The organism is Halobacillus sp. AWM4_238, from assembly GCF_056158265.1.
In genome coordinates this window covers 176,392-195,630 of sequence record NZ_JBSWSY010000002.1, presented here as the reverse complement: position 1 = coordinate 195,630, position 19,239 = coordinate 176,392, and the positions used below count along the sequence as shown (strand labels likewise).

Genomic DNA, 19,239 nt, shown 5'->3' with positions numbered 1-19,239 from the left:
TGCAGATCCAATCTCTTTTCTACACTTTTTAACACATCTCCCTGAATCCCCCCTTTAAGCTTTATAGCAGGATTGTGGAAGACTCGATTTCGAGACTTTTGTTGAGTGGATGGGGGCTGCGGGGAATGACTCGCTTCCCAACCACCCCTGGCGCCCAACACGGCAAACGAAACCCGGGAACATCTCGAATCTGAGTCTTCCACAATCGGGAGCTTATGTGGGATTAAGAAAAATGAAAAAACCGCCCGAGTGAGGACGGTTTCGTTAGAAGGTGACTTTGTAGGTTCTGAGCCAGTGGTCAATTTGGCATAGATGAGCAATGAGCTGCGGCCCTGTCATGAGCTGACCAAACCAAGGTGTATCAATCGATTTTCCTTCTGAATCATTCAGCTTCCTCACCTGTTCACGATTGAAAATATCAAAAAGCGGCGCATTTGGATCCGCAAGCGTTTCCTCCATCCATGTACAAACCGCCTTTGTATAGTCAGGGTGGAATGTTTTCGGGTAGGGGTTCTTTTTCCTGAAAAGAACCTTATCTGGTAATATTCCACGTAGTGCTTGGCGCAGAAGCCCTTTCTCCTGATCATTATGAAACTTCATGTGCCACGGCACATTCCACACATACTCAACGAGACGATGGTCGCTGAATGGTACGCGCACCTCAAGACTTGCCCCCATGCTCATTCGGTCTTTCCGCTCCAGTAAAGTCTGCATAAACCAGTTCATATTCAAGTACGACATTTGCCTGTGTTTCTTGCTATCTTCATCCTCACCTGCAAGAAGCGGTGTTTCTGCCACAGTCTCCTGGTATCGCTTCAACATATACCATTCAATATCAATATCTCCTTTTAAATCTTGACGGACAAGACTCACCCGCTCATTGAGAGATCGAATCCATGGAAATCCTTTTCTCTCTTTATCTTCTTTGCGGTAAAACCATGGATACCCACCGAAGATTTCATCCGCACATTCTCCGGAAAGGGCAACGGTCACATGGTTTTTTATTTCCTCACAAAACCACAATAACGAAGAATCGACATCTGCCATCCCGGGCAGATCACGTAGTTCCACCGCCCGTTTCAAACGCGACACAAGGTCCTCCGTCTTTGCTTCCATGACAGAGTGCTTCGTTTGATTCTGGGCACTGACAAGATTGATAAACGCTTCGTCGCGATCCGGTTGAAATGCATTCTTTTTGAAAAATTTCTCTTGATCTTTGTAATCGATGGAAAACGTCTGAAGCGCACCTAACTGATCCTGTTTATATTTTTCAGCGGCAACAGCTGTGATAGCACTTGAATCAACGCCTCCCGATAAAAACGTTCCCAGTTTCACATCAGAAACAAGCTGACGCTGAGAAGCATCCATAAATAACTCGCGAACACGCGAGACCGTTTCATCGAAAGAATCTTCGTGTGGTGCACTCGTTACGTTCCAATACCGGTCGATTTTTAATTTTCCTTTTTCAAAAACCGCTCGATGACCAGGGCGAATTTCATTGATCTCCTGGAAAATTCCTTCTCCTGGGGTTCGAGACGGGCCTAAGGATAGGAGTTCATGCAGACCATCACTGTCTACATCTGATGAAACTTCAGGGTGGGCTAACAGGGCTTTCATTTCGGAGGCAAACATGACCCCTTGGCCTCTGTCACTGTAAAAAAGCGGCTTAACTCCCAGCCGATCACGAGCTAGAAAAAGTCGTTCTCGTTTTTTTTCCCAGACACTGAATGCGAAGATTCCATTCAAATAGTCTACACAAGATGCTCCCCACTCCATGTAACTGACGAGAACCACTTCAGTATCAGAATGGGATTGGAACGTCCACCCTTTTGCCTTCAACTGGTCTCTCACTTCATCTGTATTGTAAAGCTCACCGTTATAGCATAAAATGTATTCTTCTTCCCTTGCCTTTCGGACCATAGGTTGTTTACCTCCGGCAGGGTCTACAACGATCAAACGTTGGTGACCGAACGCAGCCGCTCCTTCAATCCATTTCTGGTAATCATCAGGTCCGCGGTGCTGCAACGTGTTGGCCATGCGATCCAATATCGAAGCTTTTTCCTCTGTTTTATGTGCTGCATCGATCCATCCGACAATTCCACACATCTAACCTCACCATCCTTTTTCAATGCGAAATGCGCAAGTCATGCTTCCCCGCTGGAGTTTCACATAAAAAAACCATCATGACTCACTATATGACGGCACTGTTTTTCTTATGAAGCTCTCCCCCACATTCCCAGCACTATTAAAGAAAATGGCAGGTTTCTATAAGACTTGATTTCGAGACTTTTGTTGAGTGGGTAGGAGCTGCGGGGAATAGCTCGCTTTCCGCGGGAGCGCGGTGAGCCTCCTCGGACTTCGTCCTGTGGGGTCTCACCAAGCACTTTTTTCCTCGTAGATATCCGGTTCCGGCGCCAAGCGGCTAGTGAGACTTCCCTCGCTTCTGTACGATAAGTCAACATCGAATCACTCCGTTCTTCGTGTTTCCTTTATCTCCGCCAGCTCAGTCCAGTCCATACGCCGCTGACCAAGGCGCCTGCACACTTAAAATAGGAGTCTCGCCATTCCCCTCCGCCCCTTTGCCATGGAAGACTCTCGAAATCACTTCTGGAAGAATCTTCTTGTATGATTGAATGAAGAGGAGAGTATTAACCACTCCACGTCTGGTATTCAGGACGTAAAAGATCGATACATAGCGCTTCATCCATGCGTAGGAGGGAAGAGTTTCCTCTCCTGCATTGGTGTGGCAGGCATAATGAGTTCTATACCACGCTTCGTATTCAGAATAGTATCCATGGAAGTTAACATCATCCACTCCTTGTGGGTAAAGCAGCTTATCTCGGAAGTAGTTTCGAGGTCCTCTTACGGTCAAGGGGCGGAGGGAAACGGTGAGACTCCTATGGGACGTGTGGGACAGGTGAGACCCCGGAAGGCGAAGCCTGAGGAGGCTCACCGCCCGCCCCATGGAAAGCGAACGGTTTCCCGGAGCCCCTAAACTCAGCCAAACATCTCGAAACTGAGTCTTCCACAAACGGGAGCTTTTATGAAAGAGAAAAAAGTATACAAAATGTGTTGACATATGAAATGAGAATGATTATCATTATAGTTGATAATAGTTATCACCGTTATCCCCCCAAAATAACGGACGAACATCAGACACAGAAACACAGCCCCCTTTTTTCGATAATAAAAAGCTGCATGCGATCGTCGCATGCAGCTTTATTTTTATGCTGGCAGAATTCCAGCTGGTAAGAAGCCAAACCCGAGAATGATCGCGATGATCCCAGCGATGACAAGCTGAGCCCACCAGATGCCTGTAGGTTTCTTCTTTTTGTATTTGACCGTTACCATTTCCATCGAAGCAATGGTCCATAGACCGACGAGCAGTTTAATGATGATAAGCGCGCCGTATTCGGCATAGCTTGCAAACAACGAACCACCGGAATAAAGAATAAGCAAATAAAAAAGCCTCAAAATCATGTGAGAAATTTTTGCCGCTTTTTCACTGCCTTTGCGGGTGAACATGGTAACAAGACCAACAAGTACAAATGCGATAACCCATGAAGTAATATGTAAGTGCGCCATATTTTGTAATCCTCCTTTTCATATGAATCTACGGTTATGATACCACGAGTCTTCCTTATATTCCTATCATTTTGATGATGGACTCATTTTCTAAATTATGAGAAAACATTGTGCAAACCTGTTATAATGATGAAAGAATGAAATGAAAATGGAGGGATTGCATGTCTGTAATTAGTAGTCAGAACATTATTGATCAAACCCAGGAATACGGTGCGAAGAATTACCACCCACTTCCAATCGTCATTGCTAAAGCGGAAGGCGTATGGGTTGAGGATCCTGAAGGAAATCGTTATATGGATATGTTAAGCGCTTACTCTGCTGTGAATCAGGGACACCGTCATCCAAAAATCATTCAAGCGCTGACAGACCAGGCGAACCGTGTAACCTTGACTTCCCGTGCCTTTCACAATGACCAGCTCGGTCCTTGGTATGAGAAGATTTGTAAGCTGACAAATAAAGAGATGGCTCTTCCGATGAACACGGGAGCTGAGGCTGTCGAAACGGCAATCAAATCGGCACGACGCTGGGCTTATGATGTGAAAAAAGTGGAAGAGGACAAAGCGGAAATCATCGCCTGTACAGGTAACTTCCACGGGCGGACCATGTCAGCTGTTTCCCTTTCTTCCGAGAAAGAATACAAACGCGGTTTCGGACCGATGCTTCCTGGCATTAAACTTGTTCCTTACGGAGATCTTGATGCTCTGAAAGAAGCCATTACGGAAAATACGGCTGGATTCATTCTAGAACCCATCCAGGGAGAAGCCGGCATTGTTATGCCACCGGAAGGCTTCCTTGAAGAAGCCTATGAGGTTTGTAAAGAGAAAAATGTATTGTTCATTGCTGATGAAATACAGGCAGGCCTTGGTCGCAGTGGTAAAATGTTCGCTTGTGACTGGGAAAATGTCAGTCCTGACATGCTCATCCTTGGTAAAGCTCTAGGCGGCGGTGTCTTCCCAATCTCCTGTGTGGTTGCAAACAGGGAAGTCCTCGGTGTCTTTAATCCAGGCTCCCACGGTTCCACTTTCGGTGGTAACCCACTCGCTTGTGCGGTTTCAGTCGCCTCACTTGAAGTGATTGAAGAAGAAAAACTGGCAGAGCGTTCACTTAAGCTAGGAAACTATATGATGGAAGAACTCAAATCCATCGACAATCCGAAAATTAAAGAGGTCCGCGGAAAAGGTCTCTTTATTGGTGTAGAAATGGCTGAACCTGCACGCAAGTATTGTGAAGAGTTAAAAGAAAAAGGACTCCTCTGTAAAGAAACACATGAAAATGTCATTCGCTTCGCTCCTCCTCTCATCATTGAGCAGGACGATCTGGACTGGGCCATCAGTCAAATCAAAGCTGTTTTAAGCTAAATATGAAAAAAAAGACGGCAGTCCTTCTGGGCTGCCGTCTTCATTATTTAAGAGATGCGATTTTCTTTTGTTTCCAAGGGGCGAGAACAATCTCTACCTCCCGCTCCTCCCTCTGCTCCCAGAACGTTCCTGTGTTTTCTTCAATGTAATACCGTCCAAGACCAATATCTACTTGATATTGTTGGAGTGACGAGTCAGACCACTGGAATTTTGAAGAAAGAACCACTTGATCGACCCCCGTATCCGGCCATAGAGTAGAAGCTTCTACAAGTTCGTAGATTTCTTCATCACTTTTCTCAAGCAACAAAAATACTTGTTCTCCCCTACTCAAAGGTTCTTCAACCTTCCATTTGTCTTCAGGAATTTGTTCAATGGCATAATCGAGAATGACATAATCCCCGTAAAATGGATCACGCGGGTCCACGGGTGCCGTTTTCAGTGTGATCTTCTCCCCCCAGATATCCATCGCATAATAAGAGGCAGACATTAGAAGCAGAAATACGACTTGGAGAGTGATTAGTCCATAAAACCACCAGCGCTGTTTCATTTCTCTTCCCCTCCTTTATGAATCGTCCGTCGTTTTTTCTCGAGGAAGTAACTAAGAGCAAACAGTGAAACCCCGCCGATAAAGAAGAACAAAGAACGATCCATGAAATCCCAGGCAAGCTGAAAGTAAGCAATGAAAGTAGTTAGAAGAAAAGCCACCGTCCCTTTGTTCACCCACCTTGACACTTCCTGCTGATAACCTGAAACCAACCACAGAAGGGCATAAAGAAACAGGATGAGGAGGGAGAGCATATCTCCAAATTCAAAACGGAAGACAGGAACAAACAAAAGCAAATCAATCCAGTAGTAGTTCGTCGAACTCATGGCAGACCTTACTACAGCGAAAACGAACAAGATCGCCCAGACTAGGAAGAAATAGAGAGAGGTTTCCGTTAATTCTCCCACATACTCATTTCCGAGGAAAAACACTTGCAGGGTCAGCATCGTGAATACAGACAGGATGCTCAGCGTTTTGAACACCCGAACGTTCCCTTTTTCAAGTATGAAGTCTTCCACTACATACAGCAGTAAGAAAAACGCAATCAACCAATAGTAGGGCATTCCTTCACTGAACACAAGAATAACAGCGTGCAGCGTGTAACTCACCCCGAATGCGGCTAGTTGAGTCACCTTACGTGACTTCAATACGAACCATCCGATCCCGAGGATGAACAAAAGACCCAGCCATATATGAAAATCTTGGTAGACCAAACCGCTGTACATCTGTCCCACCGTCATAATGACTAGTGTCGCGTAAAAGAAAGAGTTGTCTTTGAATATCATAAACAAACCAAAAGCCACGATGGACCATAAGAAAAATGGAAAGGCACTATAGGATGTATAGTGATACATTTGACCGACAAGAAAGATACTGGAACCAAATATGAGAAGGGCTATCAGGATGAGATTAACCCCGACACGTTTGGATTTTTTCCTGTACACCCAGTCCCCGCACAAATAAAAAGACGTCAGTGAAGCAAGAAGAATCGCCATTCTACCGAAATCCGTCAAATAAGACCAGTTGGATGCGACGAAAGTTAAAAACGCAAGACCTATAAAAAGAGCTGCAAACGTCAGTAGCACGGGTTTGTTCTGTTTTTTAGGGTAGCGTTCCAGCAATTGTTCCCGTTGGCCTTCACTAATAATCGCATCTTCTACCCATTTCCTGCTTTCTTTAATAAGGTGATCACGATTCAAGACATCTGCCCCCTTCTCTTATGAAGCCGCCTCTCTTTTCCTTTTCAATGGCTGCTTCTTCCCGTATGTCAACGTCCGCCATAACCATTCAAGCGGACCATATCGGAACTTCTTCAACCAAGCCTTGCTTACAAAGACCTGGCCAGTAAATATGACGATAACGATGATCAAGCTTCCCATTGGTGGAACGTTACCATATAACCCAAAACCGACGGAATAAAAAAGGATAAAACTGATCAAGGACTGCAAGATGTAATTAGATAAAGACATCCGGCCGACCCATGTTAAAGGATAAACGATACGGGCACCAATTGACGTCCGGAACAATAGAGTAATAGATAAGACATAAAAAATGGCTGAAGCTGAACCACCAATGCTGTCCTGAGCGAGCTGAAACCATTCCGGGTTTCCAAAGAAATGGGGGCCGGCTTTGAATATAAGAAACAGACCACCTGTCAGCACCCATATTTTATTGATTGAACCGGAATGACCTTCTGGATCATGAAGCCAGCGTTTTCGACAGAAATACATGCCGAATAAAAACATTGGAATTAAACTCAGAGCTAGAAACGGAAGGTTCCCCCATTGGTTGGCATACAGCCAATCAGCTAAGTTTTGCCCCCAAATATCAGTAAGCGATCCGCTTCCATAGTTCGACAATGCTTCCTGAATGGCTGGGCGATTAACAATGCCCTGTAATTGGTCCCTGATAAGAAACAGGGCAAAGGTAAGAGGTAGCACGAGGATGGCAAGCATTCCAAATGCCCAATTCACTAACGTTTTTTCTTTCACATTAAAAAAGGCCAATAATATAAGTCCGAGTACTCCATAGGAAAGCAAAATGTCCCCATGCCAGATCAAAAAAGCATGGATGAGTCCAAACCCAGTGAGTACAAGGAGACGCCTGAAAATGACACGTTGATATGAAATCTGCTTTTCAACAAGACGATCCTTCATCATTTGGATCCCAAAGCCGAACATGAAAGAAAACAGTGTATAAAAACTAGCTTGAAAAAAAATATCAATAAAATTTTGCACCGTATGACTAAGCGACGATGGCCAAAATTCTGCTGCTCCCCCGTATAAAAAATACGGAGCGTTAAACGCAGGTACATTGACCATAAAGATTCCGAGAATCGCAAGCCCTCTGGCTGCATCGACCCAGTCGAGACGGTCCGATTCGCGGAGAGGTGAACCTTTCATTTTCATATGTATTCCCCCTATGATAGTTATTTTACTTTTCTTACGTCATTTAGACAATGAAGTTTCATAAACTGTAGAAAGGAGTTTTTCGTTATGCCAGCAAAAGTCGGAGCCGTTAAAGTCATCTCGCTCTCTTCTTCGAGTATTTTCAATATTGGTGATGTATACAACATGGCTCCTTTTGCTTCTGCGAAGACCTTTGCTGGGGGCGGATCTTTTAATACCGGTGACGGCATTCGAATTCGACTGAATCGGGCAGATACGTTTGTCAACGATTCAGAGGTAATTGATCAGCCTATCGTCAATAACGCTTAGGAGGGTTTTCAATGAATCTCACCGTCCACCAATCCATCTATATCCATGTCCTGCGTATCGGTTCGGTTGCGAATTCTTCCATTGTGCAAATTGGAAGCTCAGGAGTCATTCAAGCAAAAGCGGACCTTTATAACACAGGCGGATACACCCAACCTGCTGCCCAAGCTCAGCCAATAGATGGTGAAGTTGTCGTACCGGAGGCAGGTGGCGCCACGCTTGTTCCCCTTTCCATAACATAGATGTCCCCCTTTTTTCATAAAGATAGGATAGGGGGTGAGCGGACTTGAACCAATACCATTCTTGGCAATCATGGATCCAGCAGATGATGAATCAAATGGAACAGCAACAGCAAATGATCAATCAATTGCAAAAGAAAATTGAAGAACTTCAATCTGTCGAACACCCACCTAGGACAGTAATCGAAAAAATCGAATATAAATTTGATCAACTAAAAATCGAGACGCTCGAAGGAACCCTGCAGATCGGCCTTACTCCGAACGGATCTGATCTTTCTGAAATTGGAGACTTATACAGCAATCAAAACAAACAAATCCCCCAAACCGATGATCAGGCCCTGCATTTCCTCCAGGAGTATATGACATCAGATGTTCCTGGATGGATGAATCAATATGTACGGGACCACGATATTGAGGTCAGTGACCAACATAAAGAGCGAATGATTGCAGATATACGAAAACAACTGCCTCAGCGACTTGAATTTTATCGAAATGAAAACCCTGAGGCACCGCCAGAAAACCTGTTGCATCAAATTCAAACGGAAATTCAACACTCCATTGCCCAGTATTTCGAAACTTTTGAAGGAGAGGGATAAGAATGAACCATATTGTTCATAATTATGGCCTGCACGTCGGAAGTATCCGTGTGACAGGTGTTGCGGGTTCTTCTTTGTTTTTGATCGGCGACAATAAAACGGTTCGCTTACAGTCTTTTTTTGATACCCCACCAGAATCATTGATTGTCAGGCCTGAGGGGACAGTTGTAGCAGAAGCCAATGCGAATGTTGAAGGTCAAGAAGGAAACGAAAACGACCAAGATGATTAAACGGATGGTTTATGTTGATGAGATTGAAACCCAGTCTTTGGCTATCGGCTCTATCATGGATATCGGAGATGTTCATCGTGCCGCCCCCTACTCCAAAGTCTTAGCCGTGCAAAAAGAAGGGGGCATCTTCTCTGACGTTTATGATTTTGATGACTACTCCATTTTCTCATTAAAAAGCTCACCTCCCCTCTCCCCTGTCCAAATCGAATCGTTCAATTACAACAACCGCCCTATTCAAGTTGACCAAATACGTGTCATTGGGGTATCAACAGCAGGTATTTTTCAAGTAGGTGGAATCGATCACATTGATGCCACCAACTACACGAAACACTTCCGTGTGCTCGAGGATGAAGAACAATAATGAACCGTCGTGCATACGTTGTAGGGATAAGGCTTGAATCGCGCCAAAAAGGAGGCGATTGCGATGCCGGCTATTGTCGGTCCTGTCAGTATTAACAGCGTCGGTGGTGGTGTCGTTAACTTCGGAGACTCTTTCTACCTGTCACCTAAAGCTACATCTAAAACGAATGCCGGATCCGGAGCTTTGAACACTGGAAACTGGATCATTACAAACAACGGACTAAGCTCCACAAACCCCTTTGATCCAGACTTTGCCGACCAAAATATTACAGCAAATGCATAGCGGTACTGGAAGCGCCCTTCTCTTTGAGGGTGCTTTTCTGTTATTTAGCAGGGCATTCGGGATGGAGCCAGTTGTCACCTTGCGTTAGGAAGTCGTCCACCCGCTTGAAGTCGTTAGGGACTATTTACTAGAGCCGGGGCGCTATCCACCTCACTCACCCTCTACCTAAAAAAAGAAACTGGACATGTCGTCCAGTTTCCTCACTTTCTTTTCCTTCGATTCGGTTTTTTTGTCGTAATTTTCTTCTCCGGGTCCTGCTTTTTCACCCAGCGTAAATATTTTTGCATATCCGGGTGGTCTTTCAAGCGTTCGACACTATGATAAAAAGCAGCCAATTCTTCATTTGTAAATAACGCATGGATTTGACGGTGACAGGCACTGCACAGCATAGCCGTAGGCCCTTCCACGCCACCGTATTGTTTCGGAATCAAGTGATGTTCTGTCGTTTTCACCGGTGAACGAAAACATAGATCACACGTTTCTCCCATTTGTATCGACCTCCACCATGAACGATCCTTCAAAGAAGTACAAACAACTCCTGCGAACAGGCTGTTTCCATATCTTTTCGAGAGCCGTTTGGTACAAGCTTAATTGTGTGCGGTATCTGTCTGCCAATTTCGATGCTGCATCTTCCGCTTCGCCCGGAATGGCATCAGATTTATAATCTAAAATCATCCACCCGTCTTCATATGGAATCATAGCGTCAATGACACCCTGGATGAAGACTTGCTCTTCTGTCGATTCTTCCCAGTCTGCATAAACTTCATCGGCAGGCAAGGTCAGGCTGAACGGGACTTCGCGTTCGATCTGTTCCGTTTTCAAAACATAAGTCCCTATATCGGTTTCAAAAAAGTCTGCAATGGCTTGAAAGTCAATCACATCTGTCTCTTCACGCCGGAGCACTTCTTTCTGAACCAAGTGTTCTACGTACTCCTCCACTTCCTCTCGCGCCCACTTTTTTGTAAAAGGTAAGTGTTGCATCACGGTGTGCATCGCTGTCCCACGTTCCGCTGCTGTCAGCTGTTTTTCCTCCTGCATAAACCGAGGGCGTTTCACAATGGGAGCACGGTAAGGGACAAGGAGCTGGTCACTAGAGTACTCGTCCTTGGTCTCGCGCTGACGTTTGATTTCAGTGACCGTCTGCTTAGCGCGAGTACGGGCCGCCTTCTCATGCGGATACACAAAGTCGAGGCGCTTCACATAAGCTTCATCCACTGTTTCAGGGACTGCGACCGGTTTCCATTCCTCCACGGCCTGCTGCAACTGTTCATCCCGTTTTTCTTTCACTTCATCAAGAACACTAAATTCACTTCCGTGAGCAATGTGGATCCGCCACTGAGATTCGTCATAATGGATCTCTTCAGCTGTCATCACTTCCACATCTCCACGAAGATCTGCCGTGTACTGGTGACGGATCAACGCGGGGCCGACCCAGTCGAGGTAAGACTTTGCCTCCAACCGGTCGTGTGGTGGAAGCACCCAGTTACGTGCGTCCACAAAGGTCTGCCACTTCTCCTGTTTTTTTTCGAAAGAGGCGACATTGCCGACCATGACGAGTTTTTCCTTTGCTCTAGTCAAGGCTACGTACAGGACTCTCATTTCCTCCGCTAAAAGCTCTCTACGTTTGGCTTCTTTCAGGGCGTGATAGGCAAGGGTCGGATACATCAGCCTTTTTTCCGGATTGATGTAGCGGGAACCGAACCCATAATCTTTATGCAGCAAGTACCGGTTTTTCAAGTCCATCATATTGAACTGCTTGTCCATGGCCCCAAGAATGACGACTGGAAATTCCAAACCTTTACTCTTGTGAATCGTCATGATCCGGACGACATCTTCCTGCTCACCAAGTGCACGAGCCGCTCCGAGGTCATCCCCACGTTCTTCCATCCGCTCTATAAAACGCAGGAAGCGGAATAACCCACGGAAGGAAGTGGACTCATAGGAGCGGGCGCGATCATATAAAGCTCTTAAATTCGCCTGACGCTGACGCCCTCCCGGCATTCCACCGACAAAGTCGTAATAGCCCGTTTCACGGAAAATATCCCAAATAAGTTCGGACAAGGCCCCTTGACGCGCCCGTTCCCGGAAGCTTCTCAACAATCCTAGGAACTCATCCACTTTGCGCCCAAGGTCATCTTTGGCCACATAAGCCTGCATCGCTTCGTAATAGGTTGCCCGCTTCTTCGTAAGACGCACTCTTGCCAGTTCATCCTCATTGAGCCCTACAATTGGTGATTTCAGAACAGAAGCAAGCGGGATATCCTGCATGGGGTTATCAATGACTTTGAGTAAACTGAGCATCACTTTAATTTCAATCGCTTCGAAGTACCCTGTCGAGAGCTCTGCATAAATCGGAATCCCTTGCTGCTTCAGTTCATCCACGATGGTCGGAGCCCATGTCATTGAGCGCATGAGGATGACAATATCCCTGTACTGCAATGGACGTTTCGTTCCGGTTTCCTTATCCACCACTTGAAGCGGTTCCCCATCTTCATATCCGAGCCATTTTCGAATCATTTTCCCGTAGGCGCGAGCTTCGAGCTGGGCTTTTTCCAGATCTTTATACCCCTCATCCTCTTCCCCGTCGCTTTCCTGGGATTCCCGGTCAATAAGGAACAGTTCGGCATCAGCATCATCAGCGGTTAACTCATCATAAATTTTGTTGCTGTAAATGAGCTCGGCTTCCTTTTCATACTCCATCTCTCCAACTTCCTCATCAAGCACTTGGCGGAAGATATAATTCGTCGCATCCAGCACTTGTTTACGGCTTCTGAAGTTGCGGGCCAGGTCAATCCGTTCTCCATGATTTTCTTCATTTCCATAAAGCTTGTATTTGTTTAAAAATAAAGAAGGTTCTGCATGGCGGAAGCGGTAGATGCTCTGCTTCACATCTCCGACCATAAATAAGTGACCCGCGTCTTTCCCTTCCGTCAACAGCCGCAGGAGCGTTTCTTGTACGAGGTTCGTATCTTGATATTCATCAATCAACACCTCAGAGAACTGCTTTTGGAAGCTTTCTGCAACCGATGAAGGTACAAGATCGACAGGTGTCGCAGTTTCATCAAGTAGAATATGCAGGCAGTAGTGCTCCAAATCGGAAAAATCAACAATTGCTTTTTCCTTTTTTAGCTGTTCGTACCGACCTTTAAAATCTTTCACGATGACTGCGAGCTGCTCCATGACGGGATGCAGGTCCTGCATATCTTTTAAATAGCTTTCAAGTGAACGAGAAAACCATTCATCACGGACCTCATTCCAACGTTTTTTATAACGGTCCCGAATCTTTTTTGCCTGTTCCTTTTTGTCCGCGTTGCAATCCATCTTCTTCCGGGACAACGTAGCGAATTTCTGCCCTGCCATAAAGCTCTGCATCTCTGACCAGGAATGCGCAAGTGCCCCTTTGGCCTGCTGAATCAACTCAAGGTCCGACTCAGCGGTTTCCGCATACGCATAGGGTCCATCCGGTTCTCTAGTAAGATCCAATACTTGCTGCGCTTCTGTCTCCATCGCCTTGAGTTGGCTCTTCACCTCTTGTTTTAACAGGTTGAGCCACGGAAGGTCCGCCTCACTTTCGACATGACCTACGTTGTACATTTCTACCATTTGATCGATCCAGGCGTCCGGCCACGGGTTTTGTGTAGCAAACGTGTACAGATCAAGCACCAGTTTCTCTACATCCAAGTCACTCCGATCGCTTGAAAACCGTTCAACGACATCGAAAAAGCGCTGCTGTTCTTCTCCTTCTTTTCCGTACCAGTCTTCAAACAGCTCTTCAAGCACTTCTTGCTGGATCAAATCCGACTCCACTGTGTCGGCAATTCGAAAACCAGGATCCAAATCAAGCAGATAGGCATACCGCCGTACCACTTCCATACAGAACGAGTGAAGCGTAGAGATGGAAGCGTTTTGCAGTAGTGATAGCTGTTTCTTCAAATGATGAGACCCTGGGTTTTCTTCCAGAGCTTTCGCTAACGCGTGTCCTACACGATTCCTCATTTCTTGTGCAGCGGCATTCGTAAACGTCACGACAAGCAAGGAGTCGATATCGACAGGGTCATCTTTGTGAAGGAGTTTTTGAATAATACGCTCTACGAGAACCGCGGTTTTTCCTGAACCGGCAGCCGCGGCCACGAGGATGTTCGATCCATGAGAATAGATCGCCCTTTCCTGTTCTTTTGTCCAGCTTACCATTAGGCATCCTCCTTCCCTTTCGTCAGTCTCTCCAGCACATCTTCATCTTTCATGTCCTGTAGTTTCCGGTAGTTGTGTTCTTCAAGTGTCGGGTCAAACTGACAGACGGAACGGTACGAACAATATTCGCAGGCGACCTGCTGATTTTTCTGAAACGGGTCGAGATCGACCGCTCCATCCGTAATCTTCGTTCCTGCTTCTGTCATCAACCCGCGGATGTAGTGTTTTAATTGATCAAATCGCTCCTCATCCGCTGTTTTTGAACTTTTATAAAATCCGCCCTTCGCTTTCAGAGCAGCCGGCACAATCTGACTGTATCCTTTATCAAGACCGGTATCCATCATCTGAACCACGCGTTCATTTTCCAAGAGCAGGCCTTGCATTTTAAACTTCTTGAAAATCTCTTCTTCAATCTGCTCGTCCTGAAGCAGCTGTTTCCCTGTGATCATCGGGTTGTGCACATGGAAATAAAGCACACCTCCAGGGAATGCATTTTTTCCGAGCCAATGCTCAGCGTTCGTCAGTACAACATCTAAATAAGCGAGCATCTGTAGCGACAAACCATAAAAGACATCAACGAGACTCAAACCTTTACTGCTCGATTTGTAATCGATGATCCTTAAAAACAGGTCTTCCTCTGAAAGAGCTTTATCTACTCGGTCAATACGCCCGCGAAGCATAAGTTCATACCCATTCGGCAAGTCGAAAGACAACGGTGGAAGTTTCGCATCGCCCCCCGTACCGAAGCCAAGTTCCAGCCCGACAGGAGAAAATTGGCTCTTCCTAGCCTGCTCACTCAGTACGAAAGTCGCTCTCGCAATGACTTGCTGCAGTTTCTTCTGAATATATTGATAGCGGTTCGAACTTTTCAAGATTTGATTTTGTAAAATCGGTGCTAGTTCATTGGTCGCTTTTTCTGCGTAAAGATTCGTTTCCTGACGGCCCAGTTGAGAAAAATCACGACCTTCCGCTTGCACCCATTCCGTGATTTGCTTGAGTGCTTCGTGGAAGAGCTGCCCGATGTCAGGGGCATCCAATTTATAAGTCCTGCGTTCTTCAAGCCCTAGACTATGCTGGGCGAAATATTGATACGAACAGCGGTGATACGTTTCCAGTCGTGAAACGCTCGTCTTCACCTGTTGATCAAACAACTGGCCTGTCGTTTCTTTTGAAAGGGAGACCGGCTTGTTTTTGTAAAAAAGACTCTGCAATACCCGGTTCGTCAAACCATGAGACGGCTCGTGGTCGATGTACCAGTTCAGCAATTCCCACCAGACCGGTTGCATCAAGTAACCCTTCAGATACCTTGCAAATTGAGACGTGAGTGCTGACCTTGTCTTTTGCGGGTTCGTAATGAACCGCTCCGCATCGTACAAATCATCAGGATCCTGCAATAGTACATGGTCCTGCGTTGAAGGGAACAATTCCTCGATCCTTTGAATGAGGGTCGCAGGAACCTTAGACTTCCCTTCCTCGTTACTGAGCGGATAGCTGATCCACAGTTTATCTGCCGCCATCGTCAGAGCCAAGTACACATAAAACCGATCATCGAGAAGCTGGCGATTGCTGCCATCGGCAAGTCGAATCCCGTGCTCCGCAAGCAATGAACGTTCCTGTTCAGAAATCATGCCATCGCTCGGCGGCTTCATCGGCCACATCCCATCGGTAACTCCGAGAAGAAATGACGCTTTGATGCCTGTCATCCTTGAACGGTCCACACTCCCTACGATGACGTGGTCCATACTTGGCGGAACGTGGGCAAATGTCAGAGATTCCAAGCCACTGTCTATGGTACTGCGAAACACTTGAAGGGACATCTTTTCATCGCCGGCCATTTCCACCATTTCATCGAGCAATTGAAGGAAATCATCCCACACTTGCGCCTGTTCACGTCCGCGCTCGATGTCCCCCTTTTCATCGTAAAATGTCCGCCAGGCCTCGAGCTGATCCGGAACACGCAATCCTTCCAACCATAAATAAATCACTCGTGCACGCTCTTCAATTGTTTTAGCTGTTCTTAGGTCTTCATCAAACGGCTGGAGCGCTTGGCGCACTTGTTCACGGTACGCATTGATCCGCGTTTGTTTTGCTTTTTCTTCATCCGTCTGTGCAGACTGTTCAAACCCACGAAAACGCTGGTAAACCCAGGGTTCTTCTGAAAACCATTGACTACGCGCACGTATCCCATACTCAAGCACGTAATTTTCCAGTTCATCGATCGCATCTTCGTTCAAGGGATGCTTGCGGTTTGTCGCTGGGATAAAACCGGTTTTCAACAGTCGAAAAACAGCATCATAACGGAAGTTCCCTTCTACGACATCAAGACCTGAGCGGACGAGTTCAATCATCGGATGGTTAAGCATCGTCCTTTTTTCATCGATGAATACCGGAATATCATAGTCATCAAAGAGAGTTTCTATTAGACTATGGTAAACGTCCGGTTCACGCATTAAAATGGCCATATCTTTATAACGGTAGCCTTGATCACGAACGAGATGGAGGATCTCCTGCGCAACCCCTTCGACTTCTGCACGAGGATGAACCGCTTCTGCAATTTGGATCGGCACTTCTCCTTCAAACGGATCCGCCGGTCGTACATCATAGTATTTTTCTAAATGAAGAAAGGCTGGCTTGTCTTTCATTCGTCCTGATGTATGGTCAAGCTCGACGATATCTTCCAGAGAAACACCTGCTTCCTCTGCCACCTTTTTCAAGTCAAGATACGTTTGTTTCGTTTCATGAAACAAATCAAGCTCAGGATTCTCTTCTCCTACCGGTTCCTCTGTCGTCAACGTGACATGAACCCTCTTCACCTTCCTCAACAAGGTTTCAATGACCTGATACTCCTGTGGCGTGAAACTGTGGAATCCGTCAATGTAAACTTCTGCTCCTTCCAAAAAGGAAGCCTCCGGAATTTTGCTGGCAAGGAGTTGGAGCTGATCTTCACTATCTATGTATTGGTCTTTCAGCGCATCCACTAGTCGGTCATAAATGTAGGTCATATCATCCAACTTGTCTCTCAAACCTTGTTCCTGACTCGTGGAATGAACGAACTGATCAAGCGCGTCCATTTGTGCTTGAAGATCCTCCGGTGTAATCCGGTAACGCTTGAATTCGGTAATCATTCCCTCCAGTTGTTCAATGAACCCCTGCTTTTCCACCGCTTTTTGAAAAACACGCCAGTCGGACGTCCGCTCCTCAACAATTTTGCGCAGCATCATCTGAACACCTGTTGATGTGATGAACTTCTTCGTACCACCGCCCGTTTCCTGAAGCACTCTCCAAGCCAGGCGTGAAAAACTGAAGACTTGGGCACGGATTGAGCCCTCCACTCCCTCTCGTTTGAGAAGGCCATATTCCTGTTGGAAAGTCATCTGGTCCGGAACGATGTAGATAATTGACGGCCCTCGTGGGTCATCTTTTAGTTTTGCTTCTATTTCATTTAAGCAACGTGTGCTTTTTCCTGCTCCTGAACGACCGAGCAAAAAACGCAGCCCCATAACGACCGCTCCTTTCTTTCTCATTCTGTTTATATTTTATCATTTTTACACACTTTATGATGCCCTCCCGCACTTACACAATCGCTCCCTTTTCTTGAACACTCAGTTTCGAGATGTTTGTTGAGTGGATGGGGGCTGCGGGGAATAGCTCGCTTTCCGCGGGAATGGATTGGCTGGCGAGACCCCGCAGAGCTTTAGCTCGAGGAGGCTTGCCGTCATCCCCGCAGGAAAGCGAGTAGCTTCCCAACCACCCCTGACGCTTAACGCAGCAAACGAACCCAGGAACATCTCGAAATCGAGTCTTCAACAATCCTGCCATATCGTTGAATAACGTTGGGCACAAAAAAAACCGCCCTTTTAGGACGGTTGGCTTTAAAATTGCACGCCGAGTTGGTTCATGGGCCAGTAGCGTACATCGACTTTACCGACGACGGTATCAGCGGGGACAAACCCGAAATATCTACTATCCAGACTGTCCCGTCTGTTATCACCCATAACGAACAAGTGGCCTTCAGGGACCTTTTGATGCCCCGTTACCTCTTCTAACGTGAAATCTCTCGTAAAAGGCAGACCATCATTTGGACGGAGGGGGTCGAGGTAACGTTCATCGACACGCTCACCGTTAATGTATAACTGATCATTTCGAACGGCAATTTCATCCCCGCCTACCCCGATGACTCGTTTTACATAATCCTCTTGTTCATTTGCATGAAAAACGATGACCTGTTGTCTTTCAACATCCTGCCAATCATAGACTGCTTTATTTACCATCAGTAAATTTCCATCATAGAGCGTCGGTTCCATTGATTCGCCATCAACAATATAGCTTGCGAACAAGTAAGAGCGGAATACGAAAGCCAATAATAGGGCGAGTAATATCGTTCTGATCGCTCTTCGATATTTTTTCATAGTTTGCGCCTCCAGGTGTTGTGCTACAAACATTTTACCCTTGCTGCAACAAACTTAATCCATGCTGTGCTCTTTCTGTTCCGCCTTTAGCTGTATTCTTTTCTCGATATACTTCCCGAGCACCCAGAAAAGCAGAATGCAAACGCCGACGACGATCGACTTCACCGGATTCTGAGCAAACGACGCAATGCTTGAACCGACGTAGGCAATCGTAAAGATCATGACGGCCTTCCCCAAGAGAACAGCCAGGATGAATTGCTGTCGACTAACATTGGATAACCCAGAAACCACATTAATAATCGACGAGGGAGAAAACGGGAAGCACATGAGCAAGAACAATGGTCCAAACCCATGCTCTTCCACCCACTTCGTCACTTTCTTCACTTGCTTTTGCCTTGTAATCGCCTGGAACAAACGCTTGTCCCCTAAACGACGAATAATAAAAAACACGCATAATGATCCAAAAACAGCTCCAAGCCATGAATAAAGAAATCCTTTGAACAACCCATACACAACAGCATTGGCCAAAACAAAGGCGACAAGTGGCAAGATCGGCAAAAAGGCTTCAATAAGAGGAAATAAGATGCCCGGAATTGGTCCAAAGCGCTCCAATCCTTCGAGTTGCCTGATGATGTAATCAAATAATTGGTCATTCTCCGCTAATCTGCGCCATTGGTTGATTTTTTCAAACACTGAATCCATGATGCTACTCCTTATGTACACTAGCGAC

17 protein-coding genes are annotated in these 19,239 nt (G+C 46.1%); 7 read left to right on the top strand and 10 right to left on the bottom strand.

The features are described from left to right. Nucleotides 1-264: 264 nt before the first annotated feature. Nucleotides 265-2,106: an asparagine synthase (glutamine-hydrolyzing) gene (gene asnB / locus ACXACN_RS01030; RefSeq protein ID WP_474961606.1), complete on the bottom strand. Its 1,842-nt coding sequence runs from the start codon at nucleotides 2,104-2,106 to the stop codon at nucleotides 265-267. A gap of 1,119 nt (nucleotides 2,107-3,225) precedes the next feature. Further along, nucleotides 3,226-3,585 carry a YisL family protein gene (locus ACXACN_RS01025; RefSeq protein WP_474961605.1) on the bottom strand — a complete coding sequence of 120 codons (360 nt, stop codon included), beginning with the start codon at nucleotides 3,583-3,585 and terminating at the stop codon, nucleotides 3,226-3,228. A gap of 161 nt (nucleotides 3,586-3,746) precedes the next feature. On the opposite strand from ACXACN_RS01025, the gene ACXACN_RS01020 reads away from it, so the two are divergent. Continuing rightward, on the top strand, nucleotides 3,747-4,943 hold the full coding sequence (locus ACXACN_RS01020) for an ornithine--oxo-acid transaminase (RefSeq protein ID WP_474961603.1): 1,197 nt from the start codon (nucleotides 3,747-3,749) through the stop codon (nucleotides 4,941-4,943). A gap of 43 nt (nucleotides 4,944-4,986) precedes the next feature. Here the strand turns inward: ACXACN_RS01020 and ACXACN_RS01015 are convergent, their stop codons facing one another. From ACXACN_RS01015 to ACXACN_RS01005, 3 genes are read right to left on the bottom strand one after another with little or no spacing between them, the layout of a single operon-like run. Beyond that, a complete protein-coding gene (locus tag ACXACN_RS01015; RefSeq protein ID WP_474961602.1) occupies nucleotides 4,987-5,490 on the bottom strand; it encodes a GDYXXLXY domain-containing protein in 504 nt (167 codons plus the stop codon). Further along, complete coding sequence (locus ACXACN_RS01010) at nucleotides 5,487-6,686, bottom strand: DUF2157 domain-containing protein (RefSeq protein ID WP_474961601.1); 1,200 nt, start codon at nucleotides 6,684-6,686, stop codon at nucleotides 5,487-5,489. Before ACXACN_RS01010 ends, ACXACN_RS01015 begins: the two co-directional genes overlap by 4 nt. Nucleotides 6,687-6,704: 18 nt before the next feature. Next, a complete protein-coding gene (locus ACXACN_RS01005; RefSeq protein WP_474961600.1) occupies nucleotides 6,705-7,895 on the bottom strand; it encodes a DUF418 domain-containing protein in 1,191 nt (396 codons plus the stop codon). An 87-nt stretch (nucleotides 7,896-7,982) separates the two neighbouring features. Here ACXACN_RS01005 and ACXACN_RS01000 point away from each other — a divergent pair, with 87 nt between their 5' ends. The 6 genes from ACXACN_RS01000 to ACXACN_RS00975 all read left to right on the top strand — a co-directional run bounded on the left by ACXACN_RS01000 (nucleotide 7,983) and on the right by ACXACN_RS00975 (nucleotide 9,909). Further along, nucleotides 7,983-8,204 (top strand): spore germination protein, encoded by a 222-nt coding sequence (locus ACXACN_RS01000; protein ID WP_474961598.1) that lies wholly within the window; start codon nucleotides 7,983-7,985, stop codon nucleotides 8,202-8,204. Nucleotides 8,205-8,215: 11 nt separating this feature from the next. Next, nucleotides 8,216-8,443 carry a spore germination protein GerPB gene (locus ACXACN_RS00995; protein WP_474961596.1) on the top strand — a complete coding sequence of 76 codons (228 nt, stop codon included), beginning with the start codon at nucleotides 8,216-8,218 and terminating at the stop codon, nucleotides 8,441-8,443. Between the two features lie 44 nt (nucleotides 8,444-8,487). Then, nucleotides 8,488-9,036 (top strand): spore germination protein GerPC, encoded by a 549-nt coding sequence (gene gerPC, locus ACXACN_RS00990; RefSeq protein ID WP_474961595.1) that lies wholly within the window; start codon nucleotides 8,488-8,490, stop codon nucleotides 9,034-9,036. A gap of 2 nt (nucleotides 9,037-9,038) precedes the next feature. Further along, the gene (locus tag ACXACN_RS00985; protein WP_474961594.1) at nucleotides 9,039-9,266 is read left to right on the top strand and encodes a spore gernimation protein GerPD; all 228 of its coding nucleotides are present in this window, start codon (nucleotides 9,039-9,041) and stop codon (nucleotides 9,264-9,266) included. Then, nucleotides 9,223-9,627, top strand: coding sequence for a spore germination protein GerPE (locus tag ACXACN_RS00980; RefSeq protein ID WP_474961592.1), 405 nt, complete (start codon nucleotides 9,223-9,225; stop codon nucleotides 9,625-9,627). Before ACXACN_RS00985 ends, ACXACN_RS00980 begins: the two co-directional genes overlap by 44 nt. Before the next feature lie 63 nt (nucleotides 9,628-9,690). Beyond that, complete coding sequence (locus ACXACN_RS00975) at nucleotides 9,691-9,909, top strand: spore germination protein (protein WP_474961591.1); 219 nt, start codon at nucleotides 9,691-9,693, stop codon at nucleotides 9,907-9,909. A 200-nt stretch (nucleotides 9,910-10,109) separates the two neighbouring features. On the opposite strand, the gene ACXACN_RS00970 is transcribed toward ACXACN_RS00975, so the two are convergent. From ACXACN_RS00970 to ACXACN_RS00950, 5 genes are all read right to left on the bottom strand, one after another. Further along, nucleotides 10,110-10,397 (bottom strand): HNH endonuclease, encoded by a 288-nt coding sequence (locus ACXACN_RS00970; protein ID WP_474961589.1) that lies wholly within the window; start codon nucleotides 10,395-10,397, stop codon nucleotides 10,110-10,112. Beyond that, nucleotides 10,381-14,100 carry a helicase-exonuclease AddAB subunit AddA gene (gene addA, locus ACXACN_RS00965; RefSeq protein WP_474961588.1) on the bottom strand — a complete coding sequence of 1,240 codons (3,720 nt, stop codon included), beginning with the start codon at nucleotides 14,098-14,100 and terminating at the stop codon, nucleotides 10,381-10,383. The genes ACXACN_RS00970 and addA overlap by 17 nt, the downstream gene beginning before the upstream one ends. Beyond that, nucleotides 14,100-17,600, bottom strand: coding sequence for a helicase-exonuclease AddAB subunit AddB (addB, locus tag ACXACN_RS00960; protein ID WP_474961586.1), 3,501 nt, complete (start codon nucleotides 17,598-17,600; stop codon nucleotides 14,100-14,102). Before addB ends, addA begins: the two co-directional genes overlap by 1 nt. 372 nt (nucleotides 17,601-17,972) lie before the next feature. Next, nucleotides 17,973-18,509 carry a signal peptidase I gene (gene lepB / locus ACXACN_RS00955; protein WP_474961584.1) on the bottom strand — a complete coding sequence of 179 codons (537 nt, stop codon included), beginning with the start codon at nucleotides 18,507-18,509 and terminating at the stop codon, nucleotides 17,973-17,975. A 54-nt stretch (nucleotides 18,510-18,563) separates the two neighbouring features. Continuing rightward, a complete protein-coding gene (locus ACXACN_RS00950) occupies nucleotides 18,564-19,211 on the bottom strand; it encodes a TVP38/TMEM64 family protein (RefSeq protein ID WP_474961582.1) in 648 nt (215 codons plus the stop codon). Nucleotides 19,212-19,239: the final 28 nt, after the last annotated feature.